Consider the following 16,524-nt stretch of genomic DNA (forward strand, 5'->3'; position numbering starts at 1 on the left):
CGAATGGCATGGGCCTCTTGCAGATTCGGGCTTGCGGGGCACCGCAACCGATCAGCATCTTCTCTATCTCTTTCTTGTATCGCGATTAACGTTTCCCGATCATGTTCTCAGGGCGCACATACTCATCGAATTGCTCCGATGTCAGAAGGCCGCTCTCTAATGCGGATTCCTTCAGCGTAATGCCTTTCTTGTGAGCGTTCTTGGCGATCTTCGCCGCATTCTCGTAGCCGATATGCGGATTGAGCGCCGTCACGAGCATGAGCGACTGCTCCAGATTGCGCTTGATGACCGCTTCATTCGGCTCGATGCCGACTGCGCAATTGTCGTTGAACGAGATCATCGCGTCCGCCATCAGCGTCAGCGACTGCAGGAAGTTGTACATAATGACCGGCTTGAACACGTTCAGCTCGAAGTTGCCTTGGCTGGCCGCCATGCCGATCGCCGTATCGTTGCCGATCACCTGGCATACCGCCATCGTGAGCGCTTCGCTCTGCGTCGGGTTAACCTTGCCTGGCATAATGGAGCTGCCAGGTTCGTTCTCCGGAATCGAGATCTCGCCGATGCCGCAGCGCGGACCGCTTGCCAGCCATCTGACGTCGTTAGCGATTTTCATCAGGTCGGCAGCCAGCGCTTTAATCGCGCCGTGCGTGTAGACCATCGCGTCGTGGCTAGTCAAGGAATGGAACTTGTTGATCGCGGTGACGAACTGCTTGCCTGTCAGCTTCGTCACTTCTTCCGCCACGGCTTCAGCGTAGTCAGGATGCGCGTTCAGTCCTGTCCCTACAGCAGTACCGCCAAGCGCCAGCTCGCGCATAGTGTCCACACTCTGAACGAGCATTGCGCGCGACTTGTCCAGCATGACCGACCAGCCGCTGATTTCCTGCCCCAGCGTAATCGGCGTCGCATCCTGCAGATGAGTACGGCCGATCTTTACGAGGTCGGCGTATTTCTCCATCTTCTCGCGAAGCGTACCATTCAGCACGTCAATCGCCGGAAGCAGCTTGTCCTCCAACGCGATGACGCCTGCGATATGCATCGCTGCCGGGAATGTGTCATTCGAGCTCTGGGAACGGTTCACATCGTCGTTGGGGTGGATGCGCGTCTCGCTGCCGCGCTCCTGCAGCAATTGATTGGCGCGGTTGGCGACAACTTCGTTCACGTTCATGTTCGTCTGTGTGCCGCTGCCAGTCTGCCATACGACAAGCGGGAAGTGCTCGTCCCATTTGCCGCTCAGAATTTCATCCACGACCTCTCCGATGACAGCCGCTTTCTCTCCATCCAGCACACCGAGCGTGCGGTTCGCGAAAGCGGAAGCCTTCTTCACGATCGCCATGCCGTATACGACTTCGATCGGCATCCGTTCGCCGCCGATTTTGAAGTTTTGCAGACTGCGCTGTGTTTGCGCTCCCCACAGCTTGTCTGCCGGAACTTTAATTTCACCCATTGTATCTTTCTCAATCCGGTAATCCATTGTCACAACGACTCCTTTACTGTTTCAATCCACGTGGGTATTTTCGGGAACACGACAGTGCTCAGAATGCGCGTTGATTGACCTCTTGTCAGAAGGGGATACCCACTAACGTTCCGCCTCTCCTGCCGTTCATTGCTTTTCGGCAGTTCCTCTTACTCGCTATGCTCCTTGAAGATAGGGGAATCCTTGCTAATCTTTGTTGAATAATGAAATAACGAGCCTTCTCTTTACAGCCCTTTCGCCTCGCGGTATGCCGAGATATATGCGGCAGCCTTCTGCTCGATAATGGAGAAGTCTCCCTTGGCCACGGCTTCCTTCGTCAGATCGGAGCCAATGCCTACCGCTACCGCTCCTGCTTTAATCCAATCCTTCAGATTGTCCAACGAGACGCCGCCCGTCGGCATAATGTTCGCCTGCGGCAGCGGACCTTTAATGGATGGGATGACGCTTGGCGAGTACAGATTGCCAGGGAATAGCTTCACCACATCGACGCCAAGCTCAAGCGCGTTCTGAATCTCTTGAATCGTCATTGTCCCTGGCATAACGGGAACGGCATAGCGATTGCACATGCGAATCGTATCCGGATTCAGCGCAGGAGCTACGACATATTCCGCACCTGCCATAATGGCTGCCCGCGCAGTCTCGGGGTCCAGCACCGTACCGACGCCGATAATCGCATAATTGTCCGCGTCCGCGCTTACAGAGCAGGAATACTCCTTCGATAGTTGTTCAATAGCCTGCAAGGCGAAAGGAACGGTCATCGTAATCTCGATCGCTTTGATCCCGCCTTTAATGGCGCGACGGGCCATCTCGGCAACCTCCTGGGCGGAATCCGCACGCAGAACGGCAACGACGCCGGCGTCCGTAAGCTGCTGCAGCACCTTCAGTTTCTTCATGATCGGACTTCTCTCCTTCTCCACTATTCATTTTTCGAACGTACCATGCTTCCTGTCTCATTATAATCCTTTTCCAGGATGCCTTCAACGAGAGAGAGCTACGGAGCAGGGGGGGCAAATAACAGAACAAGCGTTAAGGAAATCCCCCAAATTGCATAATACAAGACAAAAAGCGAGCCGTCGGGCTTGCTACAATAAATGTAATTCGACAAGAGGGGAGGAGCCGGGACGCAATCCAATCGAAGGAATTATACGAGGAGGGTGAAAATGAAAGCGGTTATTCGAAAAGGTTCAATTCTATTGTTGGCTTTCTGGACATTCATTTGTATCTCCAACATGGTAGTCTTCGGAGAAGATGGAGGCAATCACAACCTGTTGGCCAATGGAAGCTTCGAGAGCGTGAACGGAACGATTCCCGAGCATTGGTCGGTCATTAACCGAGATTGGAATATCGGCATTCACGCGGCGGAAGAAGCCGCGTACACAGGCACGTATGGCATCGTCATTGCGACGGAGACTTCCAACAAGCCATGGGTTATGCAGCAAGTGCCTGTCGAAGCAGGGGCGACTTATGAAGTGACGTCCCGTTACAAATCCGTGCAGATTCAAGGCAACGCCGGTTATAAAATTGAATTCTACGATAAGGAGACAGACGGCGAGCTCGTAGGGCAATCCTTCCCCTACATCGATTCTTCCATGCATGACGGTCAGTGGCATGCCTTCAGCTATGAGGTGGAGGCTCCGCCGGACGCAGCATACATGGCGGTCTATACGCGATTGTACGGCAAGGGCAGGGTGTACTTCGATGACGTGTCTGTTGTGAAAACGAAAGATCCTGTGGAGCTGGCGATGAAATCCATCTACACGGATCACACCTTTTATTACCCCGATCTGAACGAAGCCCGGGTCGATGTGCTGCTGGAACCGCTGGATGGAAGCTACAGCGACAAATCCATTCACATGCAAATGACAAACGATTCCGGCGATATTCTGTTCGATACGACGACAGAGGCTGTGCCGCATTGGACGCAGGCTTTCGATCCAACCTTGATGGAGACAGGATCAGCGTATACTTTGTCACTGAATTTGCTCCAAGCAGGACAAAGCATCGAGCAGCAGACGAAGACCATCTATCGCTGGGAGCGTCCCGCACAGCTGCCCGACAATGGTCTGGTGCTCGTGGACGGCGAGCCTTTCTATCCCGTCATCGGCTATCATGTTACCGTTCAAGACTATCCTTATATGGACGAGATTGGCGTCAATACCGTTCAGGGCATTCATACAAGCGATGAAGGAACGATGCGGACCAACCTCGATGCGGCACATACAAACGGCCTGAAGGTTTTCGTCCCTCTGTACCTGAATATGAAGGTGAAGGAGAACTTCGAGGTTACCCGCCATATGGTCACAACGTTCAAGGATCATCCGGCCGTGCTTGGGTGGATGATTATGGACGAGCCGACCTACAATGGCGTTGAGCAGCAGGAGCTGCTGGATGCCTACAAGCTGATTCGTACAATCGATCCCTTGCACCCCACCTATATGGTCGAAAATATATTCGAAGCTTATCCTTCAACCGGACAAGCGACGGACATACTCGTGACCGATCAGTATCCATTCAACACCAAGCATGGCGAGATGGAGCCGATATCCACTGTCACCGACAGCGTAAATCAGGCCATAGCCGCTGTGAATGGCGATAAACCGGTGTGGACAGTGCTGCAGACATTCCGATTCCCGAATTCTGATGTCTGGGATTACTTGCCGACCATCGAGCAAGTTCGCAATATGGCTTATCAAGCTATACTGGCCGGCAGTAAGGGGATTGCCTACTACTCGGTTAACGATCCCGGCTGGAAGCTGAGAGAATCCGTCCTGTGGCAAGGGCTAATGCAGTTCGCGGAAGAACAGCAATTGATCGGCAGGCTTGTAACCGAAGGCCATCGGATAGCGGAGTCTGACAGCCCTGTCGCGCCATGGGGCATATGGGAGCTTGACGGCGAGCAATATGCCGTTGCCGTCAACATTTCCGCTCAAGAACAATCTGTTCTCCTTCCGCTGCCGCAAGCGGGCAACAAAATCGAGACATTGTACGGTGGCGGCACCGCCGCATGTCCAGTATGGACCTGGGAGAATGAAGCGCACTTCCAGCTCGGTATGGAACAGGCGATTGTCTATCGAATTACGCCATTCTCATCCATCGTGAACGCCGCTGAGGAACAATTGCAAGCGATGCATGACGAGCTTGACAATCGTTATTGGATGGCGCGAACTGCGCTCCTGATCAGGCAATTGGAGAAACTGGGCGGCTATTTGGAAGGCCTCGAACCGGAATACGACAAGGCTGGTCGCGAAGCTGCGAAGGCGCTGCATCTGTTATCAGGTTTGCAGGATTGGGTGAACAAGCAAGGGGATGACGCTTTGAACGGAAAACGGCATGAGCTGCTCCAGGCTATTGCGGCTATTAAGGAAGAAGTTGTTCCGCTTGCTAGAGTTTATTAAATGCCTATGCAAGAGGGTGCCTTGCGGCTCCCTTCCTTTGGAGCCTCGGTTGAAGCAACCGGGGCTTCTTCATCTACCATGGCTGAAGGCTGACCCTCGCAGGCAACTGGCTTCTTTTCATCGTTCTTCGATATTCCTCCGGCGTGACCCCCGCATACGTCTTGAACGTTCGGCTGAAGTGAGAACTGTGCTTGAATCCCAGCTCAAAGCAAACCTCTGTAATGGACAGGGTCGGATTGATCAGAAGCATGATTTTAGCCTGGTTGATCCGCTTGTTTTTCAAATATTCGAACACCGTCACTCCCGTCACTTCCTTGAATATTTTTGCGATATAGGTTTTATTCATGAAGAAATGCCTCGCCAGCTGATCCAATTCAATATCTTCACGGAATCGATCGTCCAAATAAGCGATAATCTCGCCAACCTTGCTTGCCTTATCGGATCTGCCGCTCTGATGGGGACGGTCAGACGTATGGCATAGCGATGATACGAAACAGATCAAATCCAGCAAATGCAGCAAGAAACGGTTGCTGCTCTCCTTGTTCAAGGAATGCTGATGCAATTCGCAAAAAATCGCTTCCAGCTCCTGCCGCTGTCTGCGATTGGGACGCAAGGTCAGGTTCTCCTCGCGCTCGAACGGCATAAATCCCTTTCTCAGCGCAGGCTCGTGAACGAGCCCTTTCATGTAACCGGTTTCAAAGTGAAGGGTTGAACGTATGTAAGGATACCGGTAATCCGCATTGGACGAATGCGGTGTCAAAGCGCTAACCAAAATGAGGTCGCCGGGCTGCAGCTCATGAATGGTGTCTCCGAGAATAAAGGTTCCCTTCCCCTCATGCAAATAATAAATCTCGCATTCGCGGTGGGAATGCAGATTGAAGGGATACGTGCTGCGATCTTTATAATAAAACTGAAGAGGATAACGATTGGATTGCATGTGCTCACTCCCCGGTTTATTGGAATAGGACACCTTTTCACCTTTCGCATAAATTATACCAACCTATGATCGCGGAATAAATAGGATGGATCAGTTTCACCATGCTGGCGGGATGCTGGTGAGAACAATTATAGATATAACCTATAAGAAATATACGTTTTATATATTTCAAATTATAAACAATTTGCCGTATAGTTAATCGCAAATGACGGATTGGGAGGAATGGATATGAGTAATATTGTCAAACAACAGTTTAACGAAGTAGCAAAACATTACGATGAGCAGCGAAGAGGCCTGATTCCTTGCTTTGATGATTTCTACGAATCGGCCGTCAGATGGACTTTAGTGGAAAGTGAATCGCCCGCCATATTGGATCTGGGAGCAGGCACCGGCCTGTTATCGGCTTTCCTCTTGCACAAGTTCCCCCAGGCTTGCATGACCTTAATCGACTTCAGCGACGACATGCTGGCAATGGCGAAGAGCAGGCTGGGAAGCTTCACCCATGTTCGCTATATTTCGGCCGACTATACGGCTTTTCCGTTCGACGCCAAGTATGACGCTGTCGTCTCCTCCTTGTCCATCCATCATCTGGGCCATGCGGAGAAGCAGGAGCTGTTCCGCACGATTCACGGTATATTAAAGCCGGGCGGCTGCTTCGTTAATGCCGATCAAGCAGCAGGTTCAACCCCTTCTATCGATGAGCAATACCACAAGCTGTGGGACGACGATGTGGAAGCAAGCGGATTGGACTCGGCTGCTATTCAGGCATCCAGGCGTCGCAAGGAGCAGGATCGGAACGCCCACCTGTTGGATCAGTTGCAGTGGCTGGAGGACGCCGGCTTCAGACATGTCGATTGCGTCTACAAGCATCATGAATTTGCGGTGTTTTTCGGACGCGCGGCCCATTAGAACATTGCCATTTGAGCATTACTATAAGAGCATTACCATTATGATATTTCTGTTATGGTTTGCGCGTTATGGCATGTGATTAACTTTTCTGTACAGTAGAGGAATTTATAATGGTAGACGGCTTCGCTTCGATTGTGAAGTCAAAAGCCGTCTTCCTGTATTCATCATTCTATCGATCGCTTAATTTGCAATGCTCTTCATACTCATTATGTCATTATGGCTTGACCACCGAGATCAGGGCCTCGTCTGGCAATGATACGACGGTGATTTCCAGTGCGAAAGCAACATCTTTAACAGACAAGGTCTCGCCTATTCCCAAGTTGCTGATTTCAAGTTCAACCATGTCAGGGAGAAATTTCGGCAACGATTCAACTTCAATAAATGTGCTCTGAACTTGAACGACACCTCCATTTTTTGTCGCAGCCGGCGTGCCCATATACTTGACCGGAATTTTCGTGCGAATAATCTCTTTGTCCTGTACCCTTTGGAAATCAACGTGTATGATATCGTTTGTGACAGGATCATGCTGGTAATCTTCCAATAAGACAGGCAGACTCCGCTCCTCGCCGAACTGAAGCTGAATAAATCCGCTCCCTTTGTCTCGCATCCACTTTTTAAATGCAATGGACGAAATATGAATCATCTCGGCTTCCGTATTTTTACCGAACACAATGGCGGGCACTTGTCCCGATTGGCGAAGTTTCCGAAGTCCTGAACGATTTATCTTTGTGCGCGATTCCGCTTGCAGACATGTCTTCATTTATAATCCGCTCCTCTTTATTTTGAATTGCTGCGCGTATAGTTCCAACACCAACTCACCCCGATCGGGGCTACAAAGAGAAACATAGCATCACCACCTCCCAAGTTACTTTTAATGTAAAAACGCCCTAATATAGAGGAAGGCACCCCGCTTATAAAAGGCGGGATGCCTGATGAGTTATCGAAATCATATATTCATGCTACCATAGCACAGAAAGATTGTTATGTCCATCGCTCCAGGCGGCAACATGAGTGATGGGCGGCGACTTTGAGGTAGACGAGCCAGCTCTGACGGGGCTATGTGAGCATTTTGAGCGATAGAGCGGAAATTTGCTGCTCTTCCCCCGCCTACGTGACCATTATGAGCGATAAGAGGCTGCTTTGGTTCGGACGAGCCATATAGGGCGGGACAGGTGCCTCTCCCTCACCCTTTCGGCTTCGTCATCAGCGTACAGCTCGCCACCGCGCCGGCAACCAGCAATGCGATGACAATCGCAAGCGGAACGGCTGTATTCTCGCCACCCAGACCGACGAGCGGAGCCGCCATCCCGCCGAAGATGAAGGACATCATTCCCAGCAATGCCGATGCGCTGCCCGCCGTACGCCCCTGATCCTGCAGCGCCAGAGAGGTGGTCGCCGTCGCGATGATGCCCACGCTGGAGACGACAAGGAAGAACGCCGTCGCGACCGCTCCAAGTCCAAGCTTCAGCAGCACCGCCGCCAGCAAAAGCACAGAACCTGCCGACGTCACGGCAAGCCCGGCCTTCAACAGCGAACGCGTCTCAAGCTTGCCCGCAAGCCTTCCCGCCACCTGCGTGGCAAGGATCAATCCGGCGCCGTTCAATCCGAACAGCCAGCTGTATGTGCGAGGCGTGACATGATAGATTTCCTGCAAGACGAATGAAGAGCCGGAAATATAGGCGAACATAGCTGCCATTACTAGTCCCTGCGTCAAGGCATAGCCCATAAACTGGGAGTTGCTCAGCAGATTGCGGAAGGTGGCCAACGCTGTTCGAAGCCCCCCGCTGGAACGGCGTTCCAGAGGCAGTGTCTCCTTCAGCACAAGGAGCACGCCTAGCAGCAGAAGCACGCCCAGCACGCTCAGCACAGCGAATACACCTCGCCATGATGTGTGGTTCAGCACCTCGGCGCCGATCATAGGCGCCAATATAGGCGCTGCTCCGTTAATCAGCATTAGCAGGGCAAAGAACTTCGTCAGTTCCACGCCGGAGTACATATCGCGCACGCAAGCGCGAGCTATAACTATCCCGGCAGCGCCCGCAAAGCCCTGCAGGAAGCGCAGCGCGATGAAGGAAAGGATGCCCGGCGTAAATACGCATAACAATGAAATAATGGCATAAGCGGATACCCCTATCAGCAACGGGGCCCTCCTCCCTCTTACGTCGCTGATAGGACCTACGATCAGTTGGCCCAAAGCGATGCCGATCAAGCACGCCGTCAGACTAAGCTGCGCCATCGACGGCCCTGTATGCATTTCCTCCGCCAATGTGGGCAAAGCAGGCAAGTACATATCGATCGACAGGGGTCCGATACTGGCCAACGCTCCTAGCATGACTGCCATAGTGAGCCGGCGAGAAGCCGTAGCCGGCCGACTCAATGATTCTGTATTCATCTATCATCTTCACCTTTCTGTCTAATCGTGTTGCAAGGCACTCTCATCCAGCCGTTTCCGCAGCCTCTCTCCGCCTTCCTAACCGGTACATAATCAGATAACCGCCGATTCCCACTAATGCCAGCCCGGCGCCTACAGAATACATCGCTTTTGCACCTAGCTCTTGGAACAGCCATCCGCCGAAGACACCCGCAATCATGCCTGACAATCCGCCATAGATTAACGCATAGAGCGCCTGACCGGATGCACGGAATTGGGATGGTACGAGCATCGCTGTCATTCTGGTTCCGATATAATAGAAGCCTCCGAACGTGATGCAATGCATGACCTGAACCGCCAACACGCCGTATGCAGTATCCGTTGCAGCCATCAGCCCCCATCGTACGGCGAACAGCAGGCTTGCCCCTACGAGACATAGCATCATCGTCGACATGCTCCGCTTCAGATATTTATCCAGCAGCAGAAACACCGGAATTTCAAATACAGACGACAAAAACGCCGCCCAGCCGATCATATTCGCATTCCCTCCAAGCTCCGCAATGTAGATAGAGATAAAGGTTTGATTCATCGCATTGGGAATGGACAGAAGCAGTCCAAGGAACAGGAACAGCAGGAAGAAGCCATTGGAGAAAACAGAGCGGAAGCTTGACTTCGCAGGGTCCCCTCCGCCCAGCCGATTGTCTGCGGCGCCACCTCGCGGCAGTCCCAGCGCGAACAGAATCGACATCAGCATCATAGCCAGAACGAGCACCCACAACTGCTCAATGCCAACCATATCGATGATAGGTCCGGACAAGACAGCAAGCACAGCCCACCCCAGCGATCCCCATAGCCGGAATGCGCCGAAATTGTGGGATGTGCCCTCGATACTGTTCAGAATAAGGCTGTTGCTTTGGGAGAACAGCGGCATTTGGAAGAAGAAGAAAAACAACATGAAACAATAGATGACCGTTGGAGATTCCGTTGCGAAGACGATGCTCAGCATCACCATTGCGCCGGACAGCATGATGATCAGAATGAGGCGCAAGTTACGCGTACGATCGCTTAAATAGCCCCACAGAGGATTGGCCACAATGGAGACGACAGGCCCGCCCGCCAGCAGTGCGCCGATCTCCACCATCGACCAGCCGAGCCCCTGGAGATACAGCGCGAAGAACGTGCTGTAAACCGAGATGGCTCCGTATACAAAAAAATTAAAACCTTTAATGAATGCGAATTTCGTACCCATTACAGGAAGATCAGCAAGAGCACACCAGCAACGAAGCAGTAATAAGCGAAATACTTCAGGTTGCCCTTCTCCATAATATCCATGAGCCACTTCATGGAAATGTAGGTCATAATCATCGTCGCCACAAAGGCAAGCACGTATGGCATAATGAGCGACGAGATGGCGGGATCGCTGGAAAGGTCAGAGAAGCCAAGTACAAGGCCGCCAAGACTGATCGGAATATAAAGCATGAACGAAAAGCGAAGCGCCGTCTCCTGCTTCATACCGACGGCAAGCGATGCGATAACAGTCGCGCCGGAGCGGCTAATGCCGGGAATGATTGCCACGGCTTGGGCCAAGCCGACGAGAAACGCATCCTTCACGCTCAGATCACCTTCGCGCTTAATGCCCTTCATATTGCGAATCAGCCACAAGGCTCCGCCTGTCACAAGCAGTGATATCGCTACTGTGCGCACATTGGTCAATACCTCGGCAATCCAATCTTCGAACAGAAGTCCGATGACAACTGCAGGAATCGTACCAACAACCACATACACGATAAACATGAAATCCGAACGATGCTCAGGCTTGCGAGTCCGTATGTAGCTTAAGCCGTTCAAGAACAAGCGGCTGATCAGCTTGCGATAAATAAATACGATAGCGAGAAAAGATGCCGTGTTCGCGAACATTTCGAACGACAACCCTTTCTGCTCCATGCCGAGCAGACGCTGTACGATAATGAGATGCCCGCTAGAGGAAATCGGGATTGGTTCCGTGAATCCCTGTACAATGCCGAGAAAAACATACTTCAACCACAGTATTAGCTCATCCATGTTTCTGTTTGCCCTCCCAAGGGTGTGCTGCCCTATCCATTCTTTTTGAATCCGTCATGAAATCGTGTCGATTAGTACAACCTTTAATAGTATAAACGATTACGAGCCGGATTGAAATTCCCTCTCTCACCCGAGCAATGCGCGGCTTAATCTGCTAGAATGGAAGAGGCATCTTTATTAACGGAGGTTATTACTTGGACTATATCGTACTGGACATTGAATTCAACGGGCGAAAATTCGCCAGCGAACTGCCAATGGAAGTCATCGAGATCGGAGCGGTGCGCTTGAACGAGAAGCTGGAGGCGGTCGATGAATTCACGGCATTCATCAAGCCTGTCTACTTCGCCAAGCTGAACAGCTTCATTCAGAAGAAGACGGGTATTCCCCAATCCTCGATCGATTCCGCAGCCCGCTTTCCCAAAGTCATCGGAGACTTCCTGGAATGGCTAGGCGACTACAATTCCTACCTGCTCATTACTTGGGGCGGCGAGGATTTAAAGCGAATTGTGCTGGACACACGCATGCATAAGCTGGATGACGCCTATTGGCTATCCGTACAATACTTCGATCTGCTCAAGGGCTTCCTGCGCTATCGCGGCTTGAGTAATGACGTGAGCGTTGAAGCGGCACTGCAGGATTTGGAGCTGACGGCGGAGGGCAACGCGCACCGAGCGCTCGATGACGCCCGGATGACGGCTGACATTTTCCGCAAAGTGTGTGAGCATATGGACTTCGACCAATACAAGCAGCATTACAGGGACCTGTTCACGAACGCGAAGGAACGTCGAATGATCAAGAGCGCTGTCCGAATGATGCGTTCCAAGAAGCAAGAGCTAAAGTGGGACGTATTTGAAGAGCAGTTCCTGAAGGATAAAGTCAAGCTTGAAGATCCTCGCAAGAAAGCCGAAATGATGCAGTACTTTGAAGTGGAAGCGGACAAGCTGGCCAAGGCTGCGGACAAGCCGCAATGAATTGCGTTGATCGGCAAGTGAGACAGTAAGTACACTTATACAACTGCAATACACAATAATAGCGTTGTGCGATTCAGACCATCGCTGCACTACGCAATCATGGCGCCGCATGAGCCAGACCGTCGATGCACCACGCAATCATGCACCGCATGAGCCAGACCGTCGATGCACCACGCAATCATGCACCGCATGAGCCAGACCGTCGATGCACCACACAATCATGGCGCCCAGTTTCAGTTCGTCGATGCACCACACAATCATGGCGCCCATGTTCCAGTCCGTCGATGCACCATACAATCATGGCGCCGCATGTTTCAGTCCATCGATGCACCACACAATCATGGCGCCCCATGTTCCAGTCCGTCGATGCACCACACAATCATGGCGCCCCATGTTCCAGTCCGTCGATGCACCACACAATCATGGCGCCGCATGTTCCAGTCCGTCGATGTACCACACAATCATGGCGCCGCATGTTTCAGTCCATCGATGCACCACACAATCATGGCGCCGCATGTTCCAGTCCATCGATGCAGCTCTAAGTTAGCCGACCTGCTACTCGCAGCCTCCTCTATCTTACAGTAGTACATCGGGACTTTGGAGCGATCCAATATACTCATACTGATATACTTTACCGCTTGTTCCCGTCGAGATTGCGCGGAACTTTCCTTGTTCCGCCAATTTACGGCAGTATTTAATGACTGTCTGCTTATGCATCTCCAATTCTTTCGCGGCTTACGCTGGATGAAGCATTCGATTGTTACGAATGGCCAGCCGCATCAGTTGTCGCTCAATTTTCCTGTACTTTCTATATAACGTATCGCGCTCGTCTTGAACGGCCGCAAGATAGGGAGACAGAATACTGCGTACCATCGCCAGAACAAGTGAAGGGTTTTCTTTCAACTCATCCAAAGATATGTTAATCACGTGATAGTCCTGCGATTGGAGAAACAGTCCGCGATTCATATCCAATCGATATTTCGAACGATCTTGTCCATGCGAGCCATAGTCCATAATCTCGAATACGAATCGCAGCCCGCCCAATATCCACATAAAGTCCACAAAATAAGATCGTCCACGCCAATCCTTTACTTCATATTCCGGATGTAAGCCCACAAAATGTCCCATCAGCATCCACCATATTTTCTCAACAAACAAGCGATTTCCGTACCCGTGCCCCCTATTCAGTGCATCTCTTCGCTCCCCCCGACGATTCGAAAAGTGCTTCATTATCCATTTCTCATGTTCAAGCTCAAAACTCATGCATATCACTACCCTTTCCGGCATACAAAAAGCCCCGATTTCCCTTTACTTTGAAAGGAAATTCGGGGCGTGCTTCGCCACAATGATTATTAGCTACCTCTATCTTAACCAATGCGTTCCCAAGTTGCAAGTAACGAAAAAATTAACATTTATTATGAAGTTACGCACAACTCACCCAAAATCGGCGCTCGATCCATCACTTTTGTACGATTTTTCACACAAAACACCTCACCTCGGCGCTCGATCCATCACTTTTGCACGATTTTTCGTACAAACTCCGCCTTCTGAGACCTTGCGTGCTGCGATTTGTACGATTTTTCACACAAAACACCTCACCTCGGCGCTCGATCCATCACTTTTGTACGATTTTTCGTACAAACTCCGCCTTCTGAGACCTTGCGTGCTGCGATTTGTACGATTTTTCACACAAAACACCTCATCTCGGCGCTCGATCCATCACTTTTGCACGATTTTTCGTACAAACCATCACCCTCAGACGCCCAATCCGCCACTTTTTTATGATATTTCATACAAACCGCCTCCCTCAGACGCCCTGATGTTGTTACCAAAACGCTCCCAAATCCCCCCAAATCAATTCCAACAATTTATATTTTGACAAAATAAAGCGGTAACAAGTATAATTTTATATATAGGTGATTCATACCATACGCCATTTACGAACGTGTTACCTTAAGAGGGCATTAGTTCAAGAGGAGTCTTTCTTGAGCTATGCCCTTTTTTATGTTTTCTGTTCCAAGAAAGGGGCTTAAGATGAGCTATATACAGAGAATAGGCCGCTCGCTCATGATTCCTATCGCCGTCATGCCCGCTGCAGCCATCTTGTTCCGATTCGGCAAGATCGACTTCCACCATCCCGTCTGGCAGAAGATCGCAGCCATCTGCGAAGCCGGCGGAGGCGCCATATTCGATCACCTGCCGTTGCTCTTCGCCATCGGCATCGCAATCGGACTGACCGGAGACAAAGGCGTCGCAGCACTTTCCGCAGCTGTCGGGTACAAAGTATTTCAGGAAGTGATGCAAACGTTCGAAGTGGCTCTTGTGACGAAGGATTTAGCGGAAGAGAATGTGCAGATGGGCGTGCTTGGAGGACTTATCACCGGAATTGTAACCGCTTATCTGTATAATCGCTTCAAGGACATCAAGCTGCCGCAGGCACTCGGCTTCTTCGGAGGCAAGCGCTTCGTCCCCATAGTCACTTCATTGACCATGACGCTAATCGGCGGGTTGCTCGGCTTCATCTGGATGCCGATCCAGGAGGGCATGCAATCCGTCGGCTTGTGGCTGGAAGCGACCGGTGGAATCGGCACGCTGCTTTACGGAGTCATTAACCGCCTGCTCATACCGACGGGGCTGCACCATATCGTCAACCACATTCTATGGTTCCAGATCGGCGAATTCGCTGAGGCGGGCGGCAAGATCGTCACGGGCGATTTGACAAGATTCTATGCCGGTGATCCTACGGCGGGCACCTACATGGCGGGATTTTTCCCTATTATGATGTTCGGCTTGCCGGGCGCTGCGCTTGCCATGGTGAAGTGCACCCCTCCAGAGAACCGCAAGGTCATTATGTCCATTATGGCGAGCGCTGCGTTCACTTCTTTCCTGACCGGCATAACGGAGCATATTGAATTCGCTTTCATGCTGGTGGCGCCGCTCTTGTTCATTATTCACGCTCTGCTCACCGGAGTGTCCATGATGGTTATGTATGTGCTGGATGCGAAGATCGGCTTCACCTTCTCCGCCGGCTTCATCGACCTGATGCTGAACTGGAGCATATCCACGAAGCCGTGGCTCATATTCCCGGTTGGATTGGCTTATTTCATCGTCTATTACGCGACATTCTATGTCTGCATACGGACATTCAATCTGCCGACGCCAGGACGAAGAAGAGAGCCGGAAGCGGCTCAGCGGAACGTCGAAGCAGCAGCGCCAGTCCGAACTGTCAGCCCCAAGCTGATGTCGCAGAAAGCGCTGGATGTCGTCGATCTGGTTGGAGGCATAGATAATATCGTCGGAATCGACGCCTGTATTACCCGGTTAAGACTGACCTTGTCCGATACTGGCCAAGTACGGGAAGAAGCGCTGAAGCTGCTTGGCGCAGCCGGCATCATTCATCTTGGCCGGGGACATGTCCACATCGTATTCGGGACGGATTCCGAATTGATTAAGGATGAGGTTCAGAAGCTTCGCTCTGACGCATCCCACACTGGAGGTGAAGCTAGCTATGGCTCATCTTGATCGTACGATCATTCATGTGTTGTCCAATAACGTCGTGATGACGAAGCTCTCCTCCGGGAAGAACTCGATTACTTTCGGGAAGGGCATCGGCTTCAAGAAGAAGCCGGGAGCCATGCTTGACGAAAAAGAAATTACACAGGAGTTTTTATTGCATACAATGGAAACCATTGAACACTACGAGCAGATACTGAACTATGTCGATACGAAAATTGTCGCGGTAACGGAAGAAGTCATTGCCATGGCGCAGCAACGTCTGGAAGGCGAATTCTCCGAGACGATTCACACTGCCCTGGTCGATCATATCAACTTCGCCATCGAGCGTTGTCGGCGAGGCGTGCTTATTACGAACCCGTTCTCCTATGAAATCAAATTGATGTACAAGGAAGAATACGATGCCGCTGCGGAAGCCGTTCACTACTTGAACGAAAAGCTGGACGCGGGTCTGCCGGAGGACGAGATCGCCTTTCTCGCGATGCACTTCCACGGTGCACGCAATCGGGAACGGGGGACGGATACGCTCGCAGTCGTTCGCCTAGTCGCCAAGGTGATGGATGAAGCGAAGTCGATCGGACTTAAATTCAACGATTCCTTCTCCTCTATTCGCTTCATCTCCCATCTGAAGGGACTGATCGACAGAGTGAAGAAAGAGACGCATATCCGTAATCCGCTGCTGGGCCGCATTCAAGCGGAATACCCTATTTCTTATGAGCGTTCCTTGACGTTGTCGGCTATTTTGAAGGATCATTTGAACAAGGACGTGCCGGAGGATGAGGTAGGTTTTCTGGCGCTGCATATCGAGCGATCCAGTCAACGGGAACAAATGTAACGGCAAGTAGAGCTAAATCGAACCACTTCACATGACTTATGCAGTTCAATCCAAAACT

At 51.4% G+C, this 16,524-nt stretch carries 13 protein-coding genes; 5 read left to right on the forward strand and 8 right to left on the reverse strand.

Going from position 1 to position 16,524, the window contains the following annotated elements:
- Positions 1-85 precede the first annotated feature (85 nt).
- Together fumC and M6D81_RS26805 are read right to left on the reverse strand one after the other, a co-directional pair.
- A complete protein-coding gene (gene fumC / locus M6D81_RS26800; RefSeq protein ID WP_262680254.1) occupies positions 86-1,471 on the reverse strand; it encodes a class II fumarate hydratase in 1,386 nt (461 codons plus the stop codon).
- 227 nt (positions 1,472-1,698) lie between these two features.
- A complete protein-coding gene (locus M6D81_RS26805; protein ID WP_262680255.1) occupies positions 1,699-2,367 on the reverse strand; it encodes a bifunctional 2-keto-4-hydroxyglutarate aldolase/2-keto-3-deoxy-6-phosphogluconate aldolase in 669 nt (222 codons plus the stop codon).
- Between the two features lie 267 nt (positions 2,368-2,634).
- On the opposite strand from M6D81_RS26805, the gene M6D81_RS26810 reads away from it, so the two are divergent.
- Positions 2,635-4,869 (forward strand): glycoside hydrolase 5 family protein, encoded by a 2,235-nt coding sequence (locus M6D81_RS26810; protein WP_262680256.1) that lies wholly within the window; start codon positions 2,635-2,637, stop codon positions 4,867-4,869.
- Between the two features lie 73 nt (positions 4,870-4,942).
- Here M6D81_RS26810 and M6D81_RS26815 read toward each other — a convergent pair whose 3' ends face one another.
- A complete protein-coding gene (locus tag M6D81_RS26815) occupies positions 4,943-5,806 on the reverse strand; it encodes a helix-turn-helix transcriptional regulator (RefSeq protein WP_262680257.1) in 864 nt (287 codons plus the stop codon).
- Positions 5,807-6,034: 228 nt separating this feature from the next.
- Between M6D81_RS26815 and M6D81_RS26820 the strand changes: the two genes are divergently transcribed.
- The gene (locus tag M6D81_RS26820) at positions 6,035-6,715 is read left to right on the forward strand and encodes a class I SAM-dependent methyltransferase (protein ID WP_262680258.1); all 681 of its coding nucleotides are present in this window, start codon (positions 6,035-6,037) and stop codon (positions 6,713-6,715) included.
- Between the two features lie 214 nt (positions 6,716-6,929).
- Here M6D81_RS26820 and M6D81_RS26825 read toward each other — a convergent pair whose 3' ends face one another.
- The 4 genes from M6D81_RS26825 to M6D81_RS26840 form a co-directional block, all read right to left on the reverse strand.
- Positions 6,930-7,475 (reverse strand): 50S ribosomal protein L25, encoded by a 546-nt coding sequence (locus M6D81_RS26825; RefSeq protein ID WP_262680259.1) that lies wholly within the window; start codon positions 7,473-7,475, stop codon positions 6,930-6,932.
- A gap of 423 nt (positions 7,476-7,898) precedes the next feature.
- The gene (locus M6D81_RS26830; protein ID WP_262680260.1) at positions 7,899-9,107 is read right to left on the reverse strand and encodes a multidrug effflux MFS transporter; all 1,209 of its coding nucleotides are present in this window, start codon (positions 9,105-9,107) and stop codon (positions 7,899-7,901) included.
- Between the two features lie 43 nt (positions 9,108-9,150).
- Positions 9,151-10,335, reverse strand: coding sequence for an MFS transporter (locus tag M6D81_RS26835; protein ID WP_262680261.1), 1,185 nt, complete (start codon positions 10,333-10,335; stop codon positions 9,151-9,153).
- Complete coding sequence (locus M6D81_RS26840; RefSeq protein ID WP_262680262.1) at positions 10,335-11,147, reverse strand: undecaprenyl-diphosphate phosphatase; 813 nt, start codon at positions 11,145-11,147, stop codon at positions 10,335-10,337. Before M6D81_RS26840 ends, M6D81_RS26835 begins: the two co-directional genes overlap by 1 nt.
- Positions 11,148-11,341: 194 nt before the next feature.
- Here M6D81_RS26840 and M6D81_RS26845 point away from each other — a divergent pair, with 194 nt between their 5' ends.
- Complete coding sequence (locus M6D81_RS26845) at positions 11,342-12,118, forward strand: 3'-5' exonuclease (RefSeq protein WP_262680263.1); 777 nt, start codon at positions 11,342-11,344, stop codon at positions 12,116-12,118.
- A 735-nt stretch (positions 12,119-12,853) separates the two neighbouring features.
- On the opposite strand, the gene M6D81_RS26850 is transcribed toward M6D81_RS26845, so the two are convergent.
- A complete protein-coding gene (locus M6D81_RS26850; protein WP_262680264.1) occupies positions 12,854-13,246 on the reverse strand; it encodes a hypothetical protein in 393 nt (130 codons plus the stop codon).
- A 906-nt stretch (positions 13,247-14,152) separates the two neighbouring features.
- Between M6D81_RS26850 and M6D81_RS26855 the strand changes: the two genes are divergently transcribed.
- The gene (locus tag M6D81_RS26855; RefSeq protein ID WP_262680265.1) at positions 14,153-15,640 is read left to right on the forward strand and encodes a PTS transporter subunit EIIC; all 1,488 of its coding nucleotides are present in this window, start codon (positions 14,153-14,155) and stop codon (positions 15,638-15,640) included.
- Positions 15,627-16,466 (forward strand): PRD domain-containing protein, encoded by an 840-nt coding sequence (locus M6D81_RS26860; protein WP_262680266.1) that lies wholly within the window; start codon positions 15,627-15,629, stop codon positions 16,464-16,466. The genes M6D81_RS26855 and M6D81_RS26860 overlap by 14 nt, the downstream gene beginning before the upstream one ends.
- Positions 16,467-16,524: the final 58 nt, after the last annotated feature.

Origin of the sequence: Paenibacillus sp. J5C2022 (genome assembly GCF_025567625.1) — a bacterium.
GTDB lineage: Bacteria > Bacillota > Bacilli > Paenibacillales > Paenibacillaceae > Pristimantibacillus.

Excerpts from the sequence above, each read along its gene's own strand:
- M6D81_RS26850 (WP_262680264.1), bottom strand. The coding sequence starts at position 13,246 with ATGGGACATTTTGTGGGCTTACATCCGGAATATGAAGTAAAGGATTGG.
- M6D81_RS26830 (WP_262680260.1), bottom strand. The coding sequence starts at position 9,107 with ATGAATACAGAATCATTGAGTCGGCCGGCTACGGCTTCTCGCCGGCTC.
- M6D81_RS26825 (WP_262680259.1), bottom strand. The coding sequence starts at position 7,475 with ATGAAGACATGTCTGCAAGCGGAATCGCGCACAAAGATAAATCGTTCA.
- M6D81_RS26860 (WP_262680266.1), top strand. The coding sequence starts at position 15,627 with ATGGCTCATCTTGATCGTACGATCATTCATGTGTTGTCCAATAACGTC.
- M6D81_RS26810 (WP_262680256.1), top strand. The coding sequence starts at position 2,635 with ATGAAAGCGGTTATTCGAAAAGGTTCAATTCTATTGTTGGCTTTCTGG.
- M6D81_RS26815 (WP_262680257.1), bottom strand. The coding sequence starts at position 5,806 with ATGCAATCCAATCGTTATCCTCTTCAGTTTTATTATAAAGATCGCAGC.
- M6D81_RS26855 (WP_262680265.1), top strand. The coding sequence starts at position 14,153 with ATGAGCTATATACAGAGAATAGGCCGCTCGCTCATGATTCCTATCGCC.
- M6D81_RS26835 (WP_262680261.1), bottom strand. The coding sequence starts at position 10,335 with ATGGGTACGAAATTCGCATTCATTAAAGGTTTTAATTTTTTTGTATAC.
- M6D81_RS26840 (WP_262680262.1), bottom strand. The coding sequence starts at position 11,147 with ATGGATGAGCTAATACTGTGGTTGAAGTATGTTTTTCTCGGCATTGTA.
- M6D81_RS26820 (WP_262680258.1), top strand. The coding sequence starts at position 6,035 with ATGAGTAATATTGTCAAACAACAGTTTAACGAAGTAGCAAAACATTAC.
- M6D81_RS26805 (WP_262680255.1), bottom strand. The coding sequence starts at position 2,367 with ATGAAGAAACTGAAGGTGCTGCAGCAGCTTACGGACGCCGGCGTCGTT.
- fumC (WP_262680254.1), bottom strand. The coding sequence starts at position 1,471 with ATGGATTACCGGATTGAGAAAGATACAATGGGTGAAATTAAAGTTCCG.